Consider the following 15447-nt stretch of genomic DNA (forward strand, 5'->3'; position numbering starts at 1 on the left):
CCTCGTCAGGCCTTGGTGTCGACTTCATGTTTGAGTCGCTCTATCAGGGCATCGACGGACATCACGCCCAGATCGACATTGCCCCGCGCCCGCACGGCCACTGTATTCGCATCCCGCTCTTTGTCGCCAATCACTAAGATATAAGGCAATTTTTGTACGGAATGTTCACGTATTTTATAGGTAATCTTCTCGTTACGCAAATCAGCCTGTACGCGCAGCCCCGCTTTGCGCAGTTTTGTTGTAACTTCCTGTACATAGTCAGCTTGAGCGTCGGAAATATTCAACACCGATACCTGCACCGGCGACAGCCACAACGGCATGGCGCCCGCATAGTGTTCGATCAGGATACCGATGAAACGTTCCAGCGAACCGACGATCGCGCGGTGCAGCATGATCGGCACCTGGCGCGTATTGTCCACGGCCACGTATTCGGCACCCAGGCGGCCCGGCATCGACGGGTCGATCTGCACGGTGCCCACTTGCCATGCGCGGCCCAGGCTATCCTTCAGGTGGTATTCGATCTTCGGACCGTAGAACGCGCCCTCGCCCGGCAATTCCGTCCATTCCACGCCGCAGGCGCGCAAGGCCGAACGCAGGGATTCCTCGGCGAAATCCCACGACTCTTCCGTGCCGATGCGGTTATCAGGACGCAAAGCCAGTTTCACATCGATATTCGTGAAGCCGAAAGCCGTGTACACATCCATCGCCTGCTGGTGGAAAGCCGTCACTTCGCCGGCGATCTGCTCTTCGAGGCAGAAGATGTGGCCGTCATCCTGCGTAAAGCCGCGCACGCGCATCATGCCGTGCAAGGCGCCCGACGGTTCGTTGCGGTGGCATTGACCGAATTCGCCGTAGCGCAATGGCAGGTCGCGGTAGCTGCGCATGCCATTGTTGAAAATCTGGATATGGCCAGGGCAATTCATCGGCTTCAGCGCATAGGCGCGGTTTTCCGATTCCGTGATGAACATGTTTTCACGGTAATTGTCCCAGTGACCGGTTTTTTCCCACAAGCCACGGTCGAGAATTTGCGGCGCCTTGACTTCCTGATAGCCGTTGACCTGGTACACATTGCGCATGTATTGCTCGACTTGCTGCCAGATCGACCAGCCTTTCGGATGCCAGAAGATCAGGCCCGGCGCTTCTTCCTGGAAATGGAAGAAATCGAGCTGCTTGCCCAATTTGCGGTGATCGCGCTTTTCCGCCTCTTCCAGGTTGTGCAAATACAGTTCCTGATCTTCCTTCTTGGCCCAGGCCGTGCCATAGATACGCTGCAGCATCTCGTTTTTCGAGTCGCCGCGCCAGTAGGCGCCGGCCAGCTTCATCAGCTTGAACACTTTCAGCTTGCCCGTCGATGGCACGTGCGGGCCGCGGCACAAGTCCGTGAACTTGCCTTCGGAATACAGCGACACTTCCTGGTCGGCCGGGATCGAACCGATCAGTTCAGCCTTGTACGCTTCGCCGATGCCTTTGAAGTACTCGATGGCTTCATCGCGCGCGACAACCTTGCGCGTGACTTGCTCATCCTTCTTGGCCAGTTCCGCCATTTTCTTTTCGATCGCGATCAGATCTTCGGGCGTGAACGGACGCTTGTAGGCGAAGTCATAGTAAAAACCGTTGTCGATCACGGGACCGATGGTCACTTGCGCGTCGGGGAACAATTCCTTGACGGCATACGCCAGCAAGTGGGCCGTCGAGTGGCGGATCACTTCCAGGCCATCGGCGTCCTTGTCCGTCACGATCGCCAGTTCCGCGTCTTGCTCGATCAGATAGGAAGTATCGACCAGCTTGCCATCGACCTTGCCGGCCAAGGCAGCCTTGGCCAGGCCGGTACCAATATTGGCCGCAACCTGGGCCACGGTGACCGGGCCGTCGAATTGACGGGCGGAACCATCGGGAAGTCGGATTGTAAGCATATTGATCTCCATATCGGCGCTGGCGCCAGGTAAAACTGCAATGTGGTGTGGACTGAAAAACTGAAAGGAAAACGCGGACGCAAAAAAACGCGGACTAGCCGCGTTTTTCACTTTCTTGAGACAAAGGAAACCCGTTCGACTAGCGTCACTCCCAAAGCTTGGTAGTAGTTCGCGGTGTCATAACCGGTTTACCCTTTCTCTCTAACTGCATTCTGGTGGGCGGTGAGGAATTCGAATCCCCGACCCCTTGGATGTCGACCAAGTATTCTAACCAGCTGAACTAACCGCCCGTAAAACTTTTTTATCGATTACTGCATCAGCAATCGCCTTTAAAACCATCTACTGCTAAATTCTGGTGGGCGGTGAGGAATTCGAATCCCCGACCCCTTGGATGTCGACCAAGTATTCTAACCAGCTGAACTAACCGCCCCGAAGACCAGCATTATAGAGAGGCTTTCCCAGAATGACAAGGGCTGTTTTACAGGAAACTTTAATCATTCTCCGGGCGTCAGCCTCCTTTATATAGAGGGGGCCCGCAGCGCCTTGAATGCCGCTAGAATCGGGGCATGAATTCCACCATACTAACTTGGCTGAAAACCCTGAGCCGCATTTGCGGTTTTGAAACGGCCGACTCCTTCCCGCCCCATCATCCGTACGCGCGTACGCGCTGGGACGCCGCGTATTTCGATATCGCCTCCGACGTGAAGCCCGACGAGATCGAGCGGCGCATCTGCGCGGCCATCGCCAACACGCCGAGCGTCTTCGCTTACATCACCAATCCCACGCCGCGCATGCAGCGTGCGCTGCTGAACGTGATCCACGACCGGTTGCGGCGTCAGCCCGGCGCGGGCGCCACGGACCTGGTCTTGTTATTGATCAACGCCTACGCCAGCGACCACATCACGGAAGCCGTGCCCGGCCTGCGCAACCTGATCTTCAACACGGAACACGAGGACACGAATCTGCGCGTGCATGCAATCCTGGAATTGCTGGTGGGCACGCCGCGCGGGCTCGACGTCATCGATATGTAAATCAGGCGTGGGTGGCGGGAACGTAGCGCGCCCGCAAGCGCATGAACGGCGTTTCCACCAATGCATATAAAAGCCAGCCCGTGGCGATGCTGACAGCAATACTGACCAGTATCGCTGTGAGGCTATCGGCGCCATGGCCAACGTCTTGCAAATAGGGCCGCAATAAAATGCACAGCTGCTTGTGCAGCAAGTAAATCGCATACGACCACAGGGCCAGGCTGGCCGCGCCCGGCAAGCGCAGTCGATAGAGTGCGCTGGCTGGACTGAGCGCCGCGATCAGCAGCAGGGTAAAACTGGCGGCCAGGGCCGGATAACCGAACACCGTCACCCAGTAGCCATAGTGATCGTTCAGGAACACATAAAACATCAGCGCCGTGCCGACAATTCCGGCCAGCAAGCTGCGGTTGCCATGGGATGTCAGGCGTGCCCAGGCGGCCGGATGGTAATTCTTCAGCAGCGCCAGCGCCACGCCCGCCACCAGCTCGTCGAAGCGGCACCACGACGCGTAATAGATATACTTGTAATAGCCAAGGCCGCCGCGCGGCACTTGCACATACTCTTCCCACAAATAGGCGCGCACCAGCATGCCGACGATAAAGCTGGCGGCCACGGCCAGCCAGGCCCACAGCAGGGACTTGCGGCAGGCGGCGATCAACAGCGCCACGGCCGGCAGCAGCACGTAGAACTGCTCTTCCACGCACAGCGACCACGCATGCGAAAACGCCGTACCCGGCGTCAGATTGATATTCTGCGTAAAGGTCAGGAATTTCCACAGCGGCAATAACGCGCTATCGCCGCGAAACGCGGGCCACAAGTAATACAGGGCCAGCACGGCGTAGAAACTGGGCAAGGTGCGCAGGAAGCGCCGCGCATAGAAACGCGGCAAGGAAAAGCCGTGCTCGCTGCGCAAGGCCGCAAAAATCTGGTTGCCGATCAGGTAGCCGCTGAGGGCAAAGAACAGGTCCACGCCCACCCAGCCGATTTCGCCCCAGAAACCGAACGCCCCGCCCTCGCTGACGAACAGCAAATAATGATTCATGAAGACGAGCACGATGGCCAGCGCGCGCAAGGTATCGAGGCCAGACAGGCGCGAAGAAGATGAAGAAGACATGGATCTCGGCAAGGAAAAACAACGGTGGCGCCGATCATGCCATGCCGGGCCCGGCGATGCGCACATTTTTACGGGAGCCTGTGGCGAATCCCGCTAAAATATGCCGACCCCGCTTTCCCTTCCCGCAACAGCATAGGATATGTCCAGCATGAGCAGCGCACTCCACTTCAAGTCCATCAACTACACGGGCCAGGGCAGCGGCCCGCGCCTGATCGTCACCGGCGCCGTACACGGCAATGAAACCTGCGGCACCAAGGGCATCCACCGCGTGATGGCTGAACTCGACAGCGGCGCCCTCTCCATCGTGGCCGGCAGCGTCACTTTCGTGCCCATCACCAACCCGCTCGCTTACGCCAAGGGCGTGCGCAGCGGCGACCGCAACCTGAACCGCAACCTGTTCCCGAATGACAATCCACAGGATTTCGAAGACCGCATCGCCAACTGGCTGTGCCCGCTGCTGGGCCAGCACGACGTGCTGCTGGACTTGCACTCGTTTAATGCCGACAGCCAGCCCTTCGTCATGGTGGGTCCGCGCAACAACGATGGCCCGCTGCAACCGTTCAAGCACGAAGACAAGGAACGCGCGCTGGCGCGCCGCCTGGGCGTGCGCCGCTTCGTCGATGGCTGGCTGCAAACGTATGGCGCCGGCGTGCAGCGCCGCCTGGGCAGCAGCGACCAGGTGGGCATGGTCTTGCGCTACGGCGTGGGCACGACGGAATACATGCGCTCGACGGGCGGTTATGCGCTGACCCTGGAATGCGGCCAGCACGCGGACCCGGCCGCGCCGGACGTTGCCTACCGCGCCATCATGAACACGCTCGCCTTCCTCGGCTTCATCGACGCGCCGCAGCCCGAACCGATCGCCGATGCCGACATGGAAGCGCTGAACATGGTCGTCGTGCACGACAAGCGCGATGCGGGCGACCGCTTCATCAAGACCTGGTCCAGCTTTGACAAGGTGAAACAGGGCGAGCAGATCGGCGTGCGCGCGGACGGCACGCCCGTGACGGCCGAGTTCGACGCCTACATCCTGTTCCCGGACGTCAACGCGCAAGCCAATGCCGAGTGGTATTACCTGGCGCGGGTTGCCAGCAGTTTTTGATTAGAGCCTATTCCAGTAGGGAGCGTCATCTGCTGGTAGTTCATCAGGAGCGCGGACAAGGCGTGAGGAGGACGCGTGGCGAGCCACGCGACGACGATCAACGCAGTCCCCGCTTCTGAGGGGCGCCAGCAGGGGATGTATTCATCTACTGGGATAGGCTCCTAGTGCCCGACGGACTTGGAAAACAAGTTAATCACGAGCACGCCGGCAATGATCAGCCCCAGGCCGGTCAAGGCTGGCGTATCGAGGCTCTGCTCGAACCAGAACCAGCCGACGGCGGAAATGAGCACGATGCCCACGCCCGACCAGATCGCATACACGATACCGGTAGGAATGACCTTCAAGGTCAGGGACAAGCACCAGAAGGCGATGCTGTAGCCAACCACCGTGATGACACTGGGCCACAAGCGGCTGAAGCCCTCGGACGCCTTCAAGGCGCTGGTGGCGATCACTTCGGCGATGATGGCGATGGCCAGGTAGAAATAGGTCATGGCGAGACTCATGCTGGCATCCTTTATTGTGGGCTGAGCAGTTTCAAGCCCAGGATGCCCGACACGATCAGGGCGATGCAGGCGATGCGCGCGGCGCTGGCCGGCTCGCCCAGCACCATGATGCCGAAGATGGCCGTGCCAACGGTGCCGATGCCCGTCCAGATGGCGTAGGCCGTGCCCAGCGGCAAGGTGCGCAAGGCCAGGCCCAGCATCACCACGCTGCCCACCATGGAAACCGCCGTCAGCACGGAGGGCACGAGGCGCGTAAAGCCGGCACTGTATTTGAGGCCGATGGCCCAGCCAATTTCCAGCAAACCCGCCAATACCAGAATGATCCACGCCATACTTTTCTCCCGAGGCGGCAGGGTCGTCCCCGCCATACAGCCCCCACATCGAGCGGGGTCGTCCCCACAGGAGCAAAGGGAAAAGTATACCATTGGGTGAAAAATCTTGCCCCAAGCACACTATCGCTAGTGCGGCTGCTCTAATCGAAAGTTGCCAAAAAACATGCACTTGGCAGCATAATTGCCGCATCCATTCACTTTCGGGAACAACAATGCTGCTACTGGCCCAAATCCTTACCGCTCTCATCCTGTTGCTGCACGTGTATATCGTGCTGCTGGAAACCGTGCTGTTCGATGCGCGCGGACGCAAGGTGTTTGGCCTGTCCAAGGAAAAGGCGGAGATCGTGCGTCCCGCCATGTCGAACCAGGGCTGCTACAACGGCTTTCTCGTCGCCGCGCTGGCACTGGGCTTTTTTCACCCTGACGCGGCCATCGCTTATGCATTCACCGTGTTCGGCCTGGCGTGCATCGCCGTGGCCGGCGTGTGGGGCGCGGCCACCGTCATGACGCGCATCCTCTACCTGCAAACGGTGCCTGCCGTCATCGCCTTGCTGCTGTTCCACTTCGCCTGATGCCTGCCGGGGCGGCCAGCCGGCCGCCCTTCCCCGCTCCGTGCTGCCTGCGCATACCCCATATGGGTGATGTTTCCAAAAAACATGCCCGATACAATTCCTTGTAGCAATAAAAAAGATACCACCAGATACATGGTGGCACGTCACAGTCCACAGGGGAAATCATGCAAGCACATCCAACCACCTTTGCCGTCACTTTACTCGGCTGCCTCATGCTGTCCGCCTGCGGTGGCGGTGGCAGCGACGACACCAGCTCGGGCAGCGGTTCCACCAGCGCCGGCGGCACCAGCGGCACCTCGGCAAACTGCCAGTACAGCAATCTGATCAGCGACGCGGAACGCAAGCAGGCCAGCGCCTGCGGCATCCAGGTATCGGGCAACTATGCGCAGGCCGATTCCGGCTACGACAGCGTGATCGCCGCCTGCAAGCTGGGAGAAAAAGCCAAGGCCGATGCCTACTACAGCGGCACGTACCAGAAAATGGTCGACTACGCGCGCAGCGTGAGCAAGGAACTGGGCTGCGGGCAAAACAATGGCACCACCTTGCCCAACAACACCACGGCAAGCAACTACAATTTCTGTGTCAAAAGTACCACCGTCAATGGTAAGCTCAGCTATGAAGGCGCTTGCTACGGCCCCGTCAAATCGGGCGAAGGCGGCTGTGGCGGCGGCTATAACTATGTGAGCCAGTACGCCAGCCTCAGCACGTGCACGTCCGGCGGCAAAAGCTGGCTGGAATCGCGTTAAGAAAGCCGGGCGGCCGAAGCAAAGGCCGCCCTTGTCTGTCTTGCCCACCGCTTGCCGCCATGAGGATCGCCAATGACGCCATCGCTCGCCGTCGCCAGCCAGGCACTGATTACCCTGATCTACGAAGCGGCCACACAACATGGTGCCTGGTCGCAATTCCTGGCCGCCCTGGCGCAACAGTTGCAGTCGCACGCAGGCTTGATCTGGGCCAATGATTTCAGCAACCGCTCAGTCGATGTCCAGCTGCCGGGCAGCGGTCTGGCCGCCACGTATGGCTTCGAATCGGACGCCATGGCCAGCTTTGCCAGCTATTACGGTGCGCGCAACGTCTGGCTGGAAGACGCCTCCCTGCACCGTGAAGGCGCCGTCGTCACCGGCTCCATGCTGTTTCCCGACCATTGCCTGAAGAAAACCGAATACTGGACGGACTGGCTGCGCCCGCAAGACATCTTTTATACGGCGGCGGCCATCGTCGAATTGCGCGCCGAACGCTCCACCAACGTCACCGTGGTGCGCCGCGAACGGGCGGGTGCCTACGACGCGGGCGAGCTGGCGCTGATGCGCAACCTGATGCCGCACCTGCAAACGGCCTTTGCCCTGCAGCGCAAGCTGCGCCGGCTGGAAGTGCTGTCCCAGAGTTCCACCCAGGTACTGGAATTGCTACCGTTTGGCGTGCTGCTGCTCGACGCCACGTCGCAATTGCTGTACGCCAATGAGCGGGCGCTGGCCATGACAGCTTCGACGCGGCTGCTGCAGCTGCGCGAAGGCGCGCCCCTGTATTGCCCGCGCGAAGCGGACAACGGCGCGCTGCGGCGCCTGCTGCACGAGGCCGCGCAAACGGGCACGACGGCGGCAGGCGGCCCCGGCGGCGTGCTCAATCTGAACGGACTGACGGGCGAACAGTTGCGCCTGCGCGTCACGCCCCTGCCCTCCTGGCACAGCCCATTCGGTTCGGCCAGCGCCATCGCCGTTTTCCTCAGCGACAGCAGCGACCTGATCACCTCGCTGGCCGCCACCTTGCGCAATTTCTATGGCATGACGGTGGCCGAGGCGCGCCTGACGGAAGCGCTCGTCAACGGCTATTCTCTGCAGGAATACGCCGAACGCCAGCGCATTTCCATCCACACGGCGCGCACGCAGATCAAAAGCGCCACCGCCAAGGCCGGCGCCCAGCGCCAGGTGGACCTGGTGCGCATCGTGCTGACAGGTCCGGCCGTGCTGCAACGCAATCCCCTTCCCGCCTGAATCCGTCAAAAATGCGTGCCGCCAGCACGCTTTTCATTTATATCGTAAGATAGTCATATCGTAAAACAGCGATATTAGGATTGAACAAACACGATATATACATCGCTGAAAAGCGAATTGTATGTTCAGGAGAAACAATATGGATATCGACGCCATCCACAAGGCGCTGGCCAATCCCGTGCGGCGGCAGATCCTGCAATGGCTGAAGGAGCCGGAACAGTATTTCCAGGAGCAGGATCACCCGCTGCACCTGGGCGTGTGCGCCGGCCTGATCGACCGGCGCCTGAACCTGTCGCAATCGACGGTGTCGGCACACCTGGCCAGCTTGCAGAAGGCGGGCCTGATTTCGGCCACCAAGGTGGGCCAATGGAGTTTCTTCAGCCGCAATGAAGCGACCATCCAGGCCTTTCTCGATCACATGCAGCAAGGTTTGTAACAGCAACCCCATCCACATCGCCGCACGCGGCACTCTCGACAGGAAAGACAACCATCATGGCAACTTTATTCGATCCCATCACCATTGGCAGCCTGCAACTGAAAAACCGCATCATCATGGCGCCGCTGACGCGTTCGCGCGCTGGCAATCCGGGCCGCGTGCCCAACGCCCTGATGGCCGAGTACTACACGCAGCGCGCTTCGGCCGGCATGATCATCTCGGAAGCGACGGCCGTCACGCCGCAGGGCGTGGGCTACGCCGACACCCCGGGCATCTGGTCCGAGGAACAGGTGGAAGGCTGGAAACACATCACCAAGGCCGTGCATGACGCGGGCGGCCTGATCGTGCTGCAACTGTGGCACGTGGGCCGCATTTCCGCACCACTCTTCCTCGACGGCGACCTGCCCGTGGCGCCCAGCGCCGTCAAGCCAGCCGGCCATGTAAGCCTGGTACGCCCGCAACAGGAATTCGTCACGCCGCGCGCACTCGATGCGGAAGAGATTCCCGGCATCGTCGCGGCCTACCGCCTTGGCGCGGAAAATGCGAAAAAAGCGGGCTTCGACGGCGTGGAAATCCATGGCGCCAATGGTTATCTGCTCGACCAGTTCCTGCAAGACAGCACCAACTTGCGCACCGACAACTATGGCGGGTCGATAGAAAACCGTGCCCGGTTGATGCTGGAAGTGACGGACGCGTGTATCGAGGTATGGGGCGCGGACAAGGTCGGCATGCACCTGGCGCCGCGCCGCGATGCGCACGACATGGGCGATTCCGACCCGCACGCCACTTTCGGCTACGTGGCACGCGAACTGGGCAAGCGCGGCATCGCCTTCATCTGCGCGCGCGAAGCGCTTGGCGACGACCGCCTGGGCCCGTACCTGAAACAGGAATTCGGCGGCGTGTACATTGCCAACGAAAAAATGGACAAGGCGGCGGCCGAAGCCCTGCTGGCCAAGGGCGAAGCCGATGCCGTCGCCTTTGGCCTGTGGTTCATCGCCAACCCCGACCTGCCCATCCGCCTGCACAGCGACGCGCCATTGAACCCGCTGAACCCGGCAACCCTGTACGCGCCGGACGCGGCCGGCTACACGGACTACCCGGCGCTGGCGGCCCACGGCTGAACGGCGCCCTGAGCGGCACCCTGAGCAGCAACTAGCGGCTCCCCCCGGCGGCGGGCGCAACGATACGAACGCAAAGGACTGCGTGACGATCGCGGCGCCCGCCGTTTTTTCTGCCCTTCAGCGCCATCGGCGCCGAGCTGGCCTTGCCGGACGGCGCGCCTGCACGCTGCTGAAGACACGGCGTATCACCTCGGCCGGCACCGCGTGCTCGCGCAAATAGGCCGTCGCCACCGTTCGCCCCAGCGCATGATGAAACGCCACGCCCCGCTCGACGAGCTCGGCCATCACTTTGTCCGTTCGGACTTGCTGCCCATGTCCATCATCGATATTGTTTTTCATGCCATGGCTCCCTATCGGGTGGATCAACCTTGCATCAAGTTTTGACCACATTGTGCGCATTTAGTGCCCGACACCGTGACAAAGCATCGTTAAAATAGGGGCAGCAACGGCCGCGGCACCGCATGAATAGCGGCCTCGGCTGCTTGTCGCCACCGCCAGCCCCGTATAGAATGCCTGCGCAGAATTTTTGCTTCAAGGAAAATGGCCACCAGCGCCATCCCATTAAGAACAGTGTCACTGAAGGGTATCAATGGACGATTTATTTGTACAAGCGGGCGACTTGCCGACCTGGCACCAGCGCTGCGCGCTGCGCGTGCTGCACCTGTTTGGCTGGCGCATGCGCTTTCGCCCCTTGCCGGGGCCGCGCGGCATCGCCGTCGTCTACCCGCACACGTCCAACTGGGATTTCATCGTCGGCCTGTTCGGCAAATGGGCGCTGTCGCTGCCGTTCCGCTGGCTGGCCAAGGATTCGCTGTTCCGCGGCCCCATGGGCAAGGTGCTGCGCTACCTGGGCGGCGAACCCGTCGACCGCAGCACCACCAGCGGCACGATACAGCGTCAGGCCGAACGCATGCTGGCGGCCGACTGGTACTGGCTGGCCATCACGCCGGAAGCGACGCGCAGCTACCGCCCCAACTGGAAAAGCGGCTTTTATCACCTGGCCGTCGCAGCCAAGGTGCCCTTGCTGCTGGTCTACATCGACTACCCGAACAAGGTGCTGGGTGTCGTCGACCATTTATATCTGACGGGCGACAAGGATGCCGACATGGCTGCGATTGCCGCCGTGTATGCGGACCACCAGGGCTTGCATCCTGAAAAGGCGGCGCCCATCGTGCTGTCGGAACGCCGCCCCGGCGCCTAAGCAACTCCCATCAGCACCACGCCGGCGGCCGTCAAGGCCACGCCGGCCACCCGCAGCATGCGCTCGGCCAGCACCTGGCCGGTGAAACGTCCGGCCCACAGCAGGATGGCCGAGGCCAGCATGAAGCCGCAGGCGGCCGAGGCGGCCGGCAATTCCTGGCCATGCGCATTGCCATGCGCCAGCGCAAACAGGCCCACCAGTCCCATGCCCAGCCAGTTCGGCAAGGCCAGCGCCAGCGCGATAGCCAGCCCTACCAGCGCCACCGTGGCGGCGATGCCCGTTTCCAGCCCGGGTACCGTCAAGCCCGCCATGCCGGCCAGCGCGCCAAGCAGCATCATGCCGAGAAACGTCGCGGGCTGGGCCAGGCCGCGGCGCTGCTGGCCGCCCCAGATGCCCACGCCCAGCATGGCCAGCAAATGGTCGATGCCCGTGAACGGATGGGCGAACCCGGCCAGGAATCCCACGCTCTCGCCATGGCCGGGATGCGCCATGGCGGGCACGGCCAGCAGGCACAGGGCAGCCACGGCGGCCGTTTTCTTCATCAGTCTTGCAGTCATTGCAGCTCCTTGCCTGGTTGATCGAGCAAACCTTGCTCGCGGATAAAATCGATGACCACCTGCACGCCGTCGCCGCTGCGCAGGTTGGTAAATACGAAGGGGCGCGCGCCGCGCATGCGCTGGGCGTCCTGCGCCATGATGTCGAGATTGGCGCCCACATACGGTGCCAGGTCCGTCTTGTTGATGATCAGCAAATCAGAACGCGTGATGCCGGGCCCGCCCTTGCGCGGGATTTTTTCACCGCCCGCCACGTCGATCACGTAAATCGTCAGGTCCGACAATTCCGGGCTGAAAGTGGCGGCCAAATTGTCTCCGCCCGATTCGACGAGGATCAAATCGAGGTTGGGAAAATCCGCCTGCATGCGCGCGATCGCTTCCAGGTTGATGGACGCATCCTCGCGGATGGCCGTGTGCGGGCAGCCGCCCGTCTCCACCCCCATCAGGCGCTCGGCCGGCAAGGCATCGGCGCGCAGCAGGATTTCCATGTCTTCCTTGGTGTAGATGTCATTCGTGATGACGGCCATGTCGTAGCGCTCGCGCATGCCCTTGCACAGCATTTCGCACAGGGCCGTCTTGCCCGAGCCGACGGGCCCGCCGATGCCCACGCGCAGCGGATTGGAAGTGATCGATGTCATAGTATGGTCTCTCGTTGTAGTGTTCAGGAACGGTACAGGCGGCTGTACTGCACTTCGTGGCGCATCGACAGCAGCGACAGGCCGGGCGCCCAGTTGCCCATCTCGTCGTCTGGCAAGGTTTGCGCCGTCAGGGCCGCCGCTTCCAAGTCCGGGCGCAGCGACAGCAGCAGGCGCTGCCCTGCCACCTGCCCCAGCGGCACGGATTTCACGCAAACGAGCACCTGGTTTTCCGCCCAGGCGAACAGCATGGCCAGCAGCGCCTCTTCGGGGGGAATCGCCAGTGCCGCCACGGCGCAGGCATACGCTGTCGGCAAGGCCACTTCCGGCTGGCCCTGCAGCATGTCGATCAGGACGCCGTCGGCCACGCCCAGTTCGGCCAGCAGCTTGGTCAAGGAATAGCCCATCTGGATGGTTTCGGCGCGAAATTCCGCCGTGTCGCGCGACGCGATGAAACGCTCGCTCCAGCGCTGCACGGCGCGCAAATCCTGCGCCTCGAACGCCTGCATCAGCCGCCAGCACAAAGGCGCTTCCCAGCGCGCCACCACCTGCGCCAGATGCTCGGCGATCCATTCGCGCGCCGTGACCGCGTCGTGCACCAGGCTTGACTCCAGCGCCGCTTCCAGCCCCTGCGAATAGCTGTAGGCGCCGATCGGCAAGGCCGGGCTGGCGAACTGCAGCAAATGCAGCAGGGCCGATGCCTGCATCACGCAGCGCCTGGCACATCGCCGGGACGGTGGATTTTCTGCCGCAGCGGCACGGGCGCCAGCAAGTGCTGGCCGTGGCCGTCGTGGTGGCCATGGCCGCCGCCGTATGCGCCCGCCTCGGGCTCGAACGGTGCGCTTTCTTCCGTCACCATCGCCTGTAAGCCTTCGAGCATCTCCTTCAATACGACGTCCTTGCGGATGCGCAAAAAGCCGTCGCCCACCTGCGCCTGCGTATGGCGGTTCCCCAGGTGGAAAGCGCAACGCAGTAGGGTGTGCGCATCGGCGCATTGCACCAGATAGGTCGGCTCGCGCGCGGCAACGATCCGCACCACCTGCCCTTCCGGCCCCGTCATGCGTTCGCCGTCGCGCAGCACCGTGCCGCGCACGGTGAACACGGCCACGTCGTCGCCATTCGACAGCACGGCGCGCAGCCGGCATTTTTCGCGCTGGTCGTAGGGCAACACAAGTTGGGCAAACGGCGTACGTTCATCGCCAGGTCCCAGTTTGGTATGCAAAGTCAGCATGCTTGTCTCCTGCTTAAAATAGAAAATAGCGCTGCGCCATCGGCAGCACGGCGGCCGCTTCGCACACGAGCAGCTGGCCGTCGGCGCGCACGGCGTAGGTTTCCGGGTCCACTTCCATGTGCGGCGTGGCGCTGTTGTGGATCATGTCGTGCTTGCGCAAGCCGCGCATGTTCTTCACGGCGATGACGGATTTGTTCAGTTTCAGCTGATGCCCGATATCGAGGTCGTAGGCTGCCTGCGAGACAAAGGTAAACGACTTTTTCAGGCCCCCGCCGAAGGCGCCGAACATCATGCGGTAGTGCACGGGCTGCGGCGTGGGGATCGACGCGTTCGGGTCGCCCATCTGCGCAGCCGCGATCATGCCGCCCTTCAGAATCATCGACGGCTTGACGCCGAAAAAAGCCGGCTTCCACAGCACGATGTCGGCGATCTTGCCCGCCTCGATGGAGCCCACCACGTGCGCAATCCCGTGCGTGATGGCCGGATTGATCGTGTACTTGGCGATGTAGCGCTTGGCGCGGAAGTTGTCGCTGCGCGCCGTGTCGGGCGCCAGCGCACCCCGCTGCACCTTCATCTTGTGCGCCGTCTGCCAGGTGCGCATGATCACCTCGCCCACTCTCCCCATCGCTTGCGAGTCGGACGACATCATCGAGATGGCGCCGATGTCGTGCAGGATGTCTTCGGCAGCGATGGTTTCGCGGCGGATGCGCGACTCGGCAAACGCCACGTCTTCGGCAATGGCCGGATCCAGGTGGTGGCACACCATCAGCATGTCCAGGTGCTCGTCGAGCGTGTTGACGGTGAATGGGCGCGTCGGGTTGGTCGACGAGGGCAGCACGTTGGACTGGCCCACGGCGGCGATGATGTCTGGCGCATGGCCGCCGCCCGCCCCTTCCGTGTGGAACGTGTGGATGGTGCGGTCCTTGAAGGCGGCCAGCGTGTGCTCGAGAAAACCGCCCTCGTTGAGGGTATCGCTGTGCAGCGCCACCTGGATATCCATGCGGTCCGCGACGGACAGGCAGTTGTCGATGGCGGCCGGCGTGCTGCCCCAGTCTTCGTGCAGTTTCAGGCCGATGGCGCCCGCGCGCACCTGCTCTTCCAGCGGCAGCGGCAAGCTGACGTTGCCTTTGCCCATGAAGCCCAGGTTCATGGGGAAGGCATCGGCCGCCGCCAGCATCGCGTGCAAATGCCACGGTCCCGGCGTGCAGGTGGTGGCGGCCGTGCCCACGGCCGGTCCCGTGCCGCCGCCCAGCATGGTGGTCACGCCGCTCATCAGCGCTTCTTCGATCTGCTGCGGGCAGATGAAGTGGATGTGCGTGTCGACGCCGCCGGCCGTGATGATCATGCCTTCGCCGGCGATGATCTCGGTGGCGCCGCCGATGGCCAGGGTCACGCCAGGCTGGATGTCCGGATTGCCCGCCTTGCCGATGCCGAAGATCAGGCCGTTCTTCAAGCCGATGTCGGCTTTGACGATGCCCCAGTGGTCGAGGATGACGGCATTCGTGATGACGGTATCCATCACCTCGGCCGCGCAGCGCTGCGACTGGCCCATGCCGTCGCGGATCACCTTGCCGCCGCCGAATTTCACCTCTTCGCCGTAGATCGCATAGTCATGCTCGATCTCGATGAACAGTTCCGTGTCGGCCAGGCGGATGCGGTCGCCCTTGGTGGGGCCGAACATCTCGGCATACGCGCTGCGGGGAATGCTGGCCAT

General features: G+C 62.0%; 18 protein-coding genes and 2 tRNA genes. 8 read left to right on the plus strand and 12 right to left on the minus strand.

Annotated features, from left to right (window positions below):
- Positions 1-5: 5 nt before the first annotated feature.
- The 3 genes from thrS to KO538_RS00725 all read right to left on the minus strand — a co-directional run bounded on the left by thrS (position 6) and on the right by KO538_RS00725 (position 2343).
- Complete coding sequence (gene thrS, locus KO538_RS00715) at positions 6-1913, minus strand: threonine--tRNA ligase (RefSeq protein WP_034751987.1); 1908 nt, start codon at positions 1911-1913, stop codon at positions 6-8.
- 213 nt (positions 1914-2126) lie between these two features.
- Positions 2127-2203: transfer RNA gene (locus KO538_RS00720), tRNA-Val, on the minus strand.
- A gap of 63 nt (positions 2204-2266) precedes the next feature.
- Positions 2267-2343 (minus strand) — tRNA-Val (locus tag KO538_RS00725).
- 136 nt (positions 2344-2479) lie between these two features.
- Between KO538_RS00725 and KO538_RS00730 the strand changes: the two genes are divergently transcribed.
- On the plus strand, positions 2480-2944 hold the full coding sequence (locus KO538_RS00730; RefSeq protein ID WP_034751919.1) for a hypothetical protein: 465 nt from the start codon (positions 2480-2482) through the stop codon (positions 2942-2944).
- A gap of 1 nt (position 2945) precedes the next feature.
- On the opposite strand, the gene KO538_RS00735 is transcribed toward KO538_RS00730, so the two are convergent.
- A complete protein-coding gene (locus KO538_RS00735; RefSeq protein WP_219327221.1) occupies positions 2946-4055 on the minus strand; it encodes an acyltransferase in 1110 nt (369 codons plus the stop codon).
- Between the two features lie 139 nt (positions 4056-4194).
- Here KO538_RS00735 and KO538_RS00740 point away from each other — a divergent pair, with 139 nt between their 5' ends.
- Complete coding sequence (locus tag KO538_RS00740; RefSeq protein ID WP_080698569.1) at positions 4195-5157, plus strand: succinylglutamate desuccinylase/aspartoacylase family protein; 963 nt, start codon at positions 4195-4197, stop codon at positions 5155-5157.
- Positions 5158-5318: 161 nt separating this feature from the next.
- On the opposite strand, the gene KO538_RS00745 is transcribed toward KO538_RS00740, so the two are convergent.
- Both KO538_RS00745 and sugE read right to left on the minus strand, forming a co-directional pair.
- Positions 5319-5648, minus strand: a complete 330-nt coding sequence (locus KO538_RS00745; RefSeq protein WP_219327706.1) for an SMR family transporter — start codon at positions 5646-5648, stop codon at positions 5319-5321.
- 23 nt (positions 5649-5671) lie between these two features.
- Entirely contained in the window at positions 5672-5992 is a 321-nt protein-coding gene (gene sugE / locus KO538_RS00750) for a quaternary ammonium compound efflux SMR transporter SugE (protein WP_046684095.1), read from the minus strand.
- A gap of 212 nt (positions 5993-6204) precedes the next feature.
- Here sugE and KO538_RS00755 point away from each other — a divergent pair, with 212 nt between their 5' ends.
- The 5 genes from KO538_RS00755 (at position 6205) to KO538_RS00775 (ending at position 10112) form a co-directional block, all read left to right on the plus strand.
- Positions 6205-6564, plus strand: a complete 360-nt coding sequence (locus KO538_RS00755; RefSeq protein ID WP_034751924.1) for a DUF1304 domain-containing protein — start codon at positions 6205-6207, stop codon at positions 6562-6564.
- 164 nt (positions 6565-6728) lie between these two features.
- On the plus strand, positions 6729-7310 hold the full coding sequence (locus KO538_RS00760) for a hypothetical protein (protein ID WP_139248212.1): 582 nt from the start codon (positions 6729-6731) through the stop codon (positions 7308-7310).
- Between the two features lie 72 nt (positions 7311-7382).
- Entirely contained in the window at positions 7383-8555 is a 1173-nt protein-coding gene (locus KO538_RS00765; protein WP_034751926.1) for a helix-turn-helix transcriptional regulator, read from the plus strand.
- A gap of 139 nt (positions 8556-8694) precedes the next feature.
- The gene (locus tag KO538_RS00770) at positions 8695-8991 is read left to right on the plus strand and encodes a helix-turn-helix transcriptional regulator (RefSeq protein WP_034751927.1); all 297 of its coding nucleotides are present in this window, start codon (positions 8695-8697) and stop codon (positions 8989-8991) included.
- 56 nt (positions 8992-9047) lie between these two features.
- The gene (locus KO538_RS00775) at positions 9048-10112 is read left to right on the plus strand and encodes an alkene reductase (protein ID WP_219327222.1); all 1065 of its coding nucleotides are present in this window, start codon (positions 9048-9050) and stop codon (positions 10110-10112) included.
- 117 nt (positions 10113-10229) lie between these two features.
- Here the strand turns inward: KO538_RS00775 and KO538_RS00780 are convergent, their stop codons facing one another.
- Positions 10230-10451 carry a hypothetical protein gene (locus tag KO538_RS00780; RefSeq protein ID WP_034751929.1) on the minus strand — a complete coding sequence of 74 codons (222 nt, stop codon included), beginning with the start codon at positions 10449-10451 and terminating at the stop codon, positions 10230-10232.
- Positions 10452-10701: 250 nt separating this feature from the next.
- Between KO538_RS00780 and KO538_RS00785 the strand changes: the two genes are divergently transcribed.
- Positions 10702-11313: a 1-acyl-sn-glycerol-3-phosphate acyltransferase gene (locus tag KO538_RS00785; protein WP_070304693.1), complete on the plus strand. Its 612-nt coding sequence runs from the start codon at positions 10702-10704 to the stop codon at positions 11311-11313.
- Here KO538_RS00785 and KO538_RS00790 read toward each other — a convergent pair.
- Genes KO538_RS00790 through ureC form a run of 5 tightly spaced genes read right to left on the minus strand, consistent with a single transcriptional unit; the run spans position 11310 to position 15447 of the window.
- Entirely contained in the window at positions 11310-11870 is a 561-nt protein-coding gene (locus tag KO538_RS00790; protein WP_257620109.1) for a HupE/UreJ family protein, read from the minus strand. The two genes, KO538_RS00785 and KO538_RS00790, sit on opposite strands and share 4 nt — an antisense overlap.
- Positions 11867-12505 carry an urease accessory protein UreG gene (gene ureG / locus KO538_RS00795; RefSeq protein WP_219327223.1) on the minus strand — a complete coding sequence of 213 codons (639 nt, stop codon included), beginning with the start codon at positions 12503-12505 and terminating at the stop codon, positions 11867-11869. The genes KO538_RS00790 and ureG overlap by 4 nt, the downstream gene beginning before the upstream one ends.
- Before the next feature lie 23 nt (positions 12506-12528).
- Positions 12529-13209 (minus strand): urease accessory protein UreF, encoded by a 681-nt coding sequence (locus KO538_RS00800; RefSeq protein ID WP_219327224.1) that lies wholly within the window; start codon positions 13207-13209, stop codon positions 12529-12531.
- Positions 13209-13733: an urease accessory protein UreE gene (gene ureE, locus KO538_RS00805; RefSeq protein WP_219327225.1), complete on the minus strand. Its 525-nt coding sequence runs from the start codon at positions 13731-13733 to the stop codon at positions 13209-13211. Before ureE ends, KO538_RS00800 begins: the two co-directional genes overlap by 1 nt.
- 13 nt (positions 13734-13746) lie before the next feature.
- Positions 13747-15447: an urease subunit alpha gene (gene ureC / locus KO538_RS00810; protein WP_219327226.1), complete on the minus strand. Its 1701-nt coding sequence runs from the start codon at positions 15445-15447 to the stop codon at positions 13747-13749.

Source organism: Janthinobacterium sp. NKUCC08_JDC, from assembly GCF_019345575.1.
In the GTDB taxonomy this organism is placed as follows: domain Bacteria; phylum Pseudomonadota; class Gammaproteobacteria; order Burkholderiales; family Burkholderiaceae_D; genus Janthinobacterium; species Janthinobacterium aestuarii.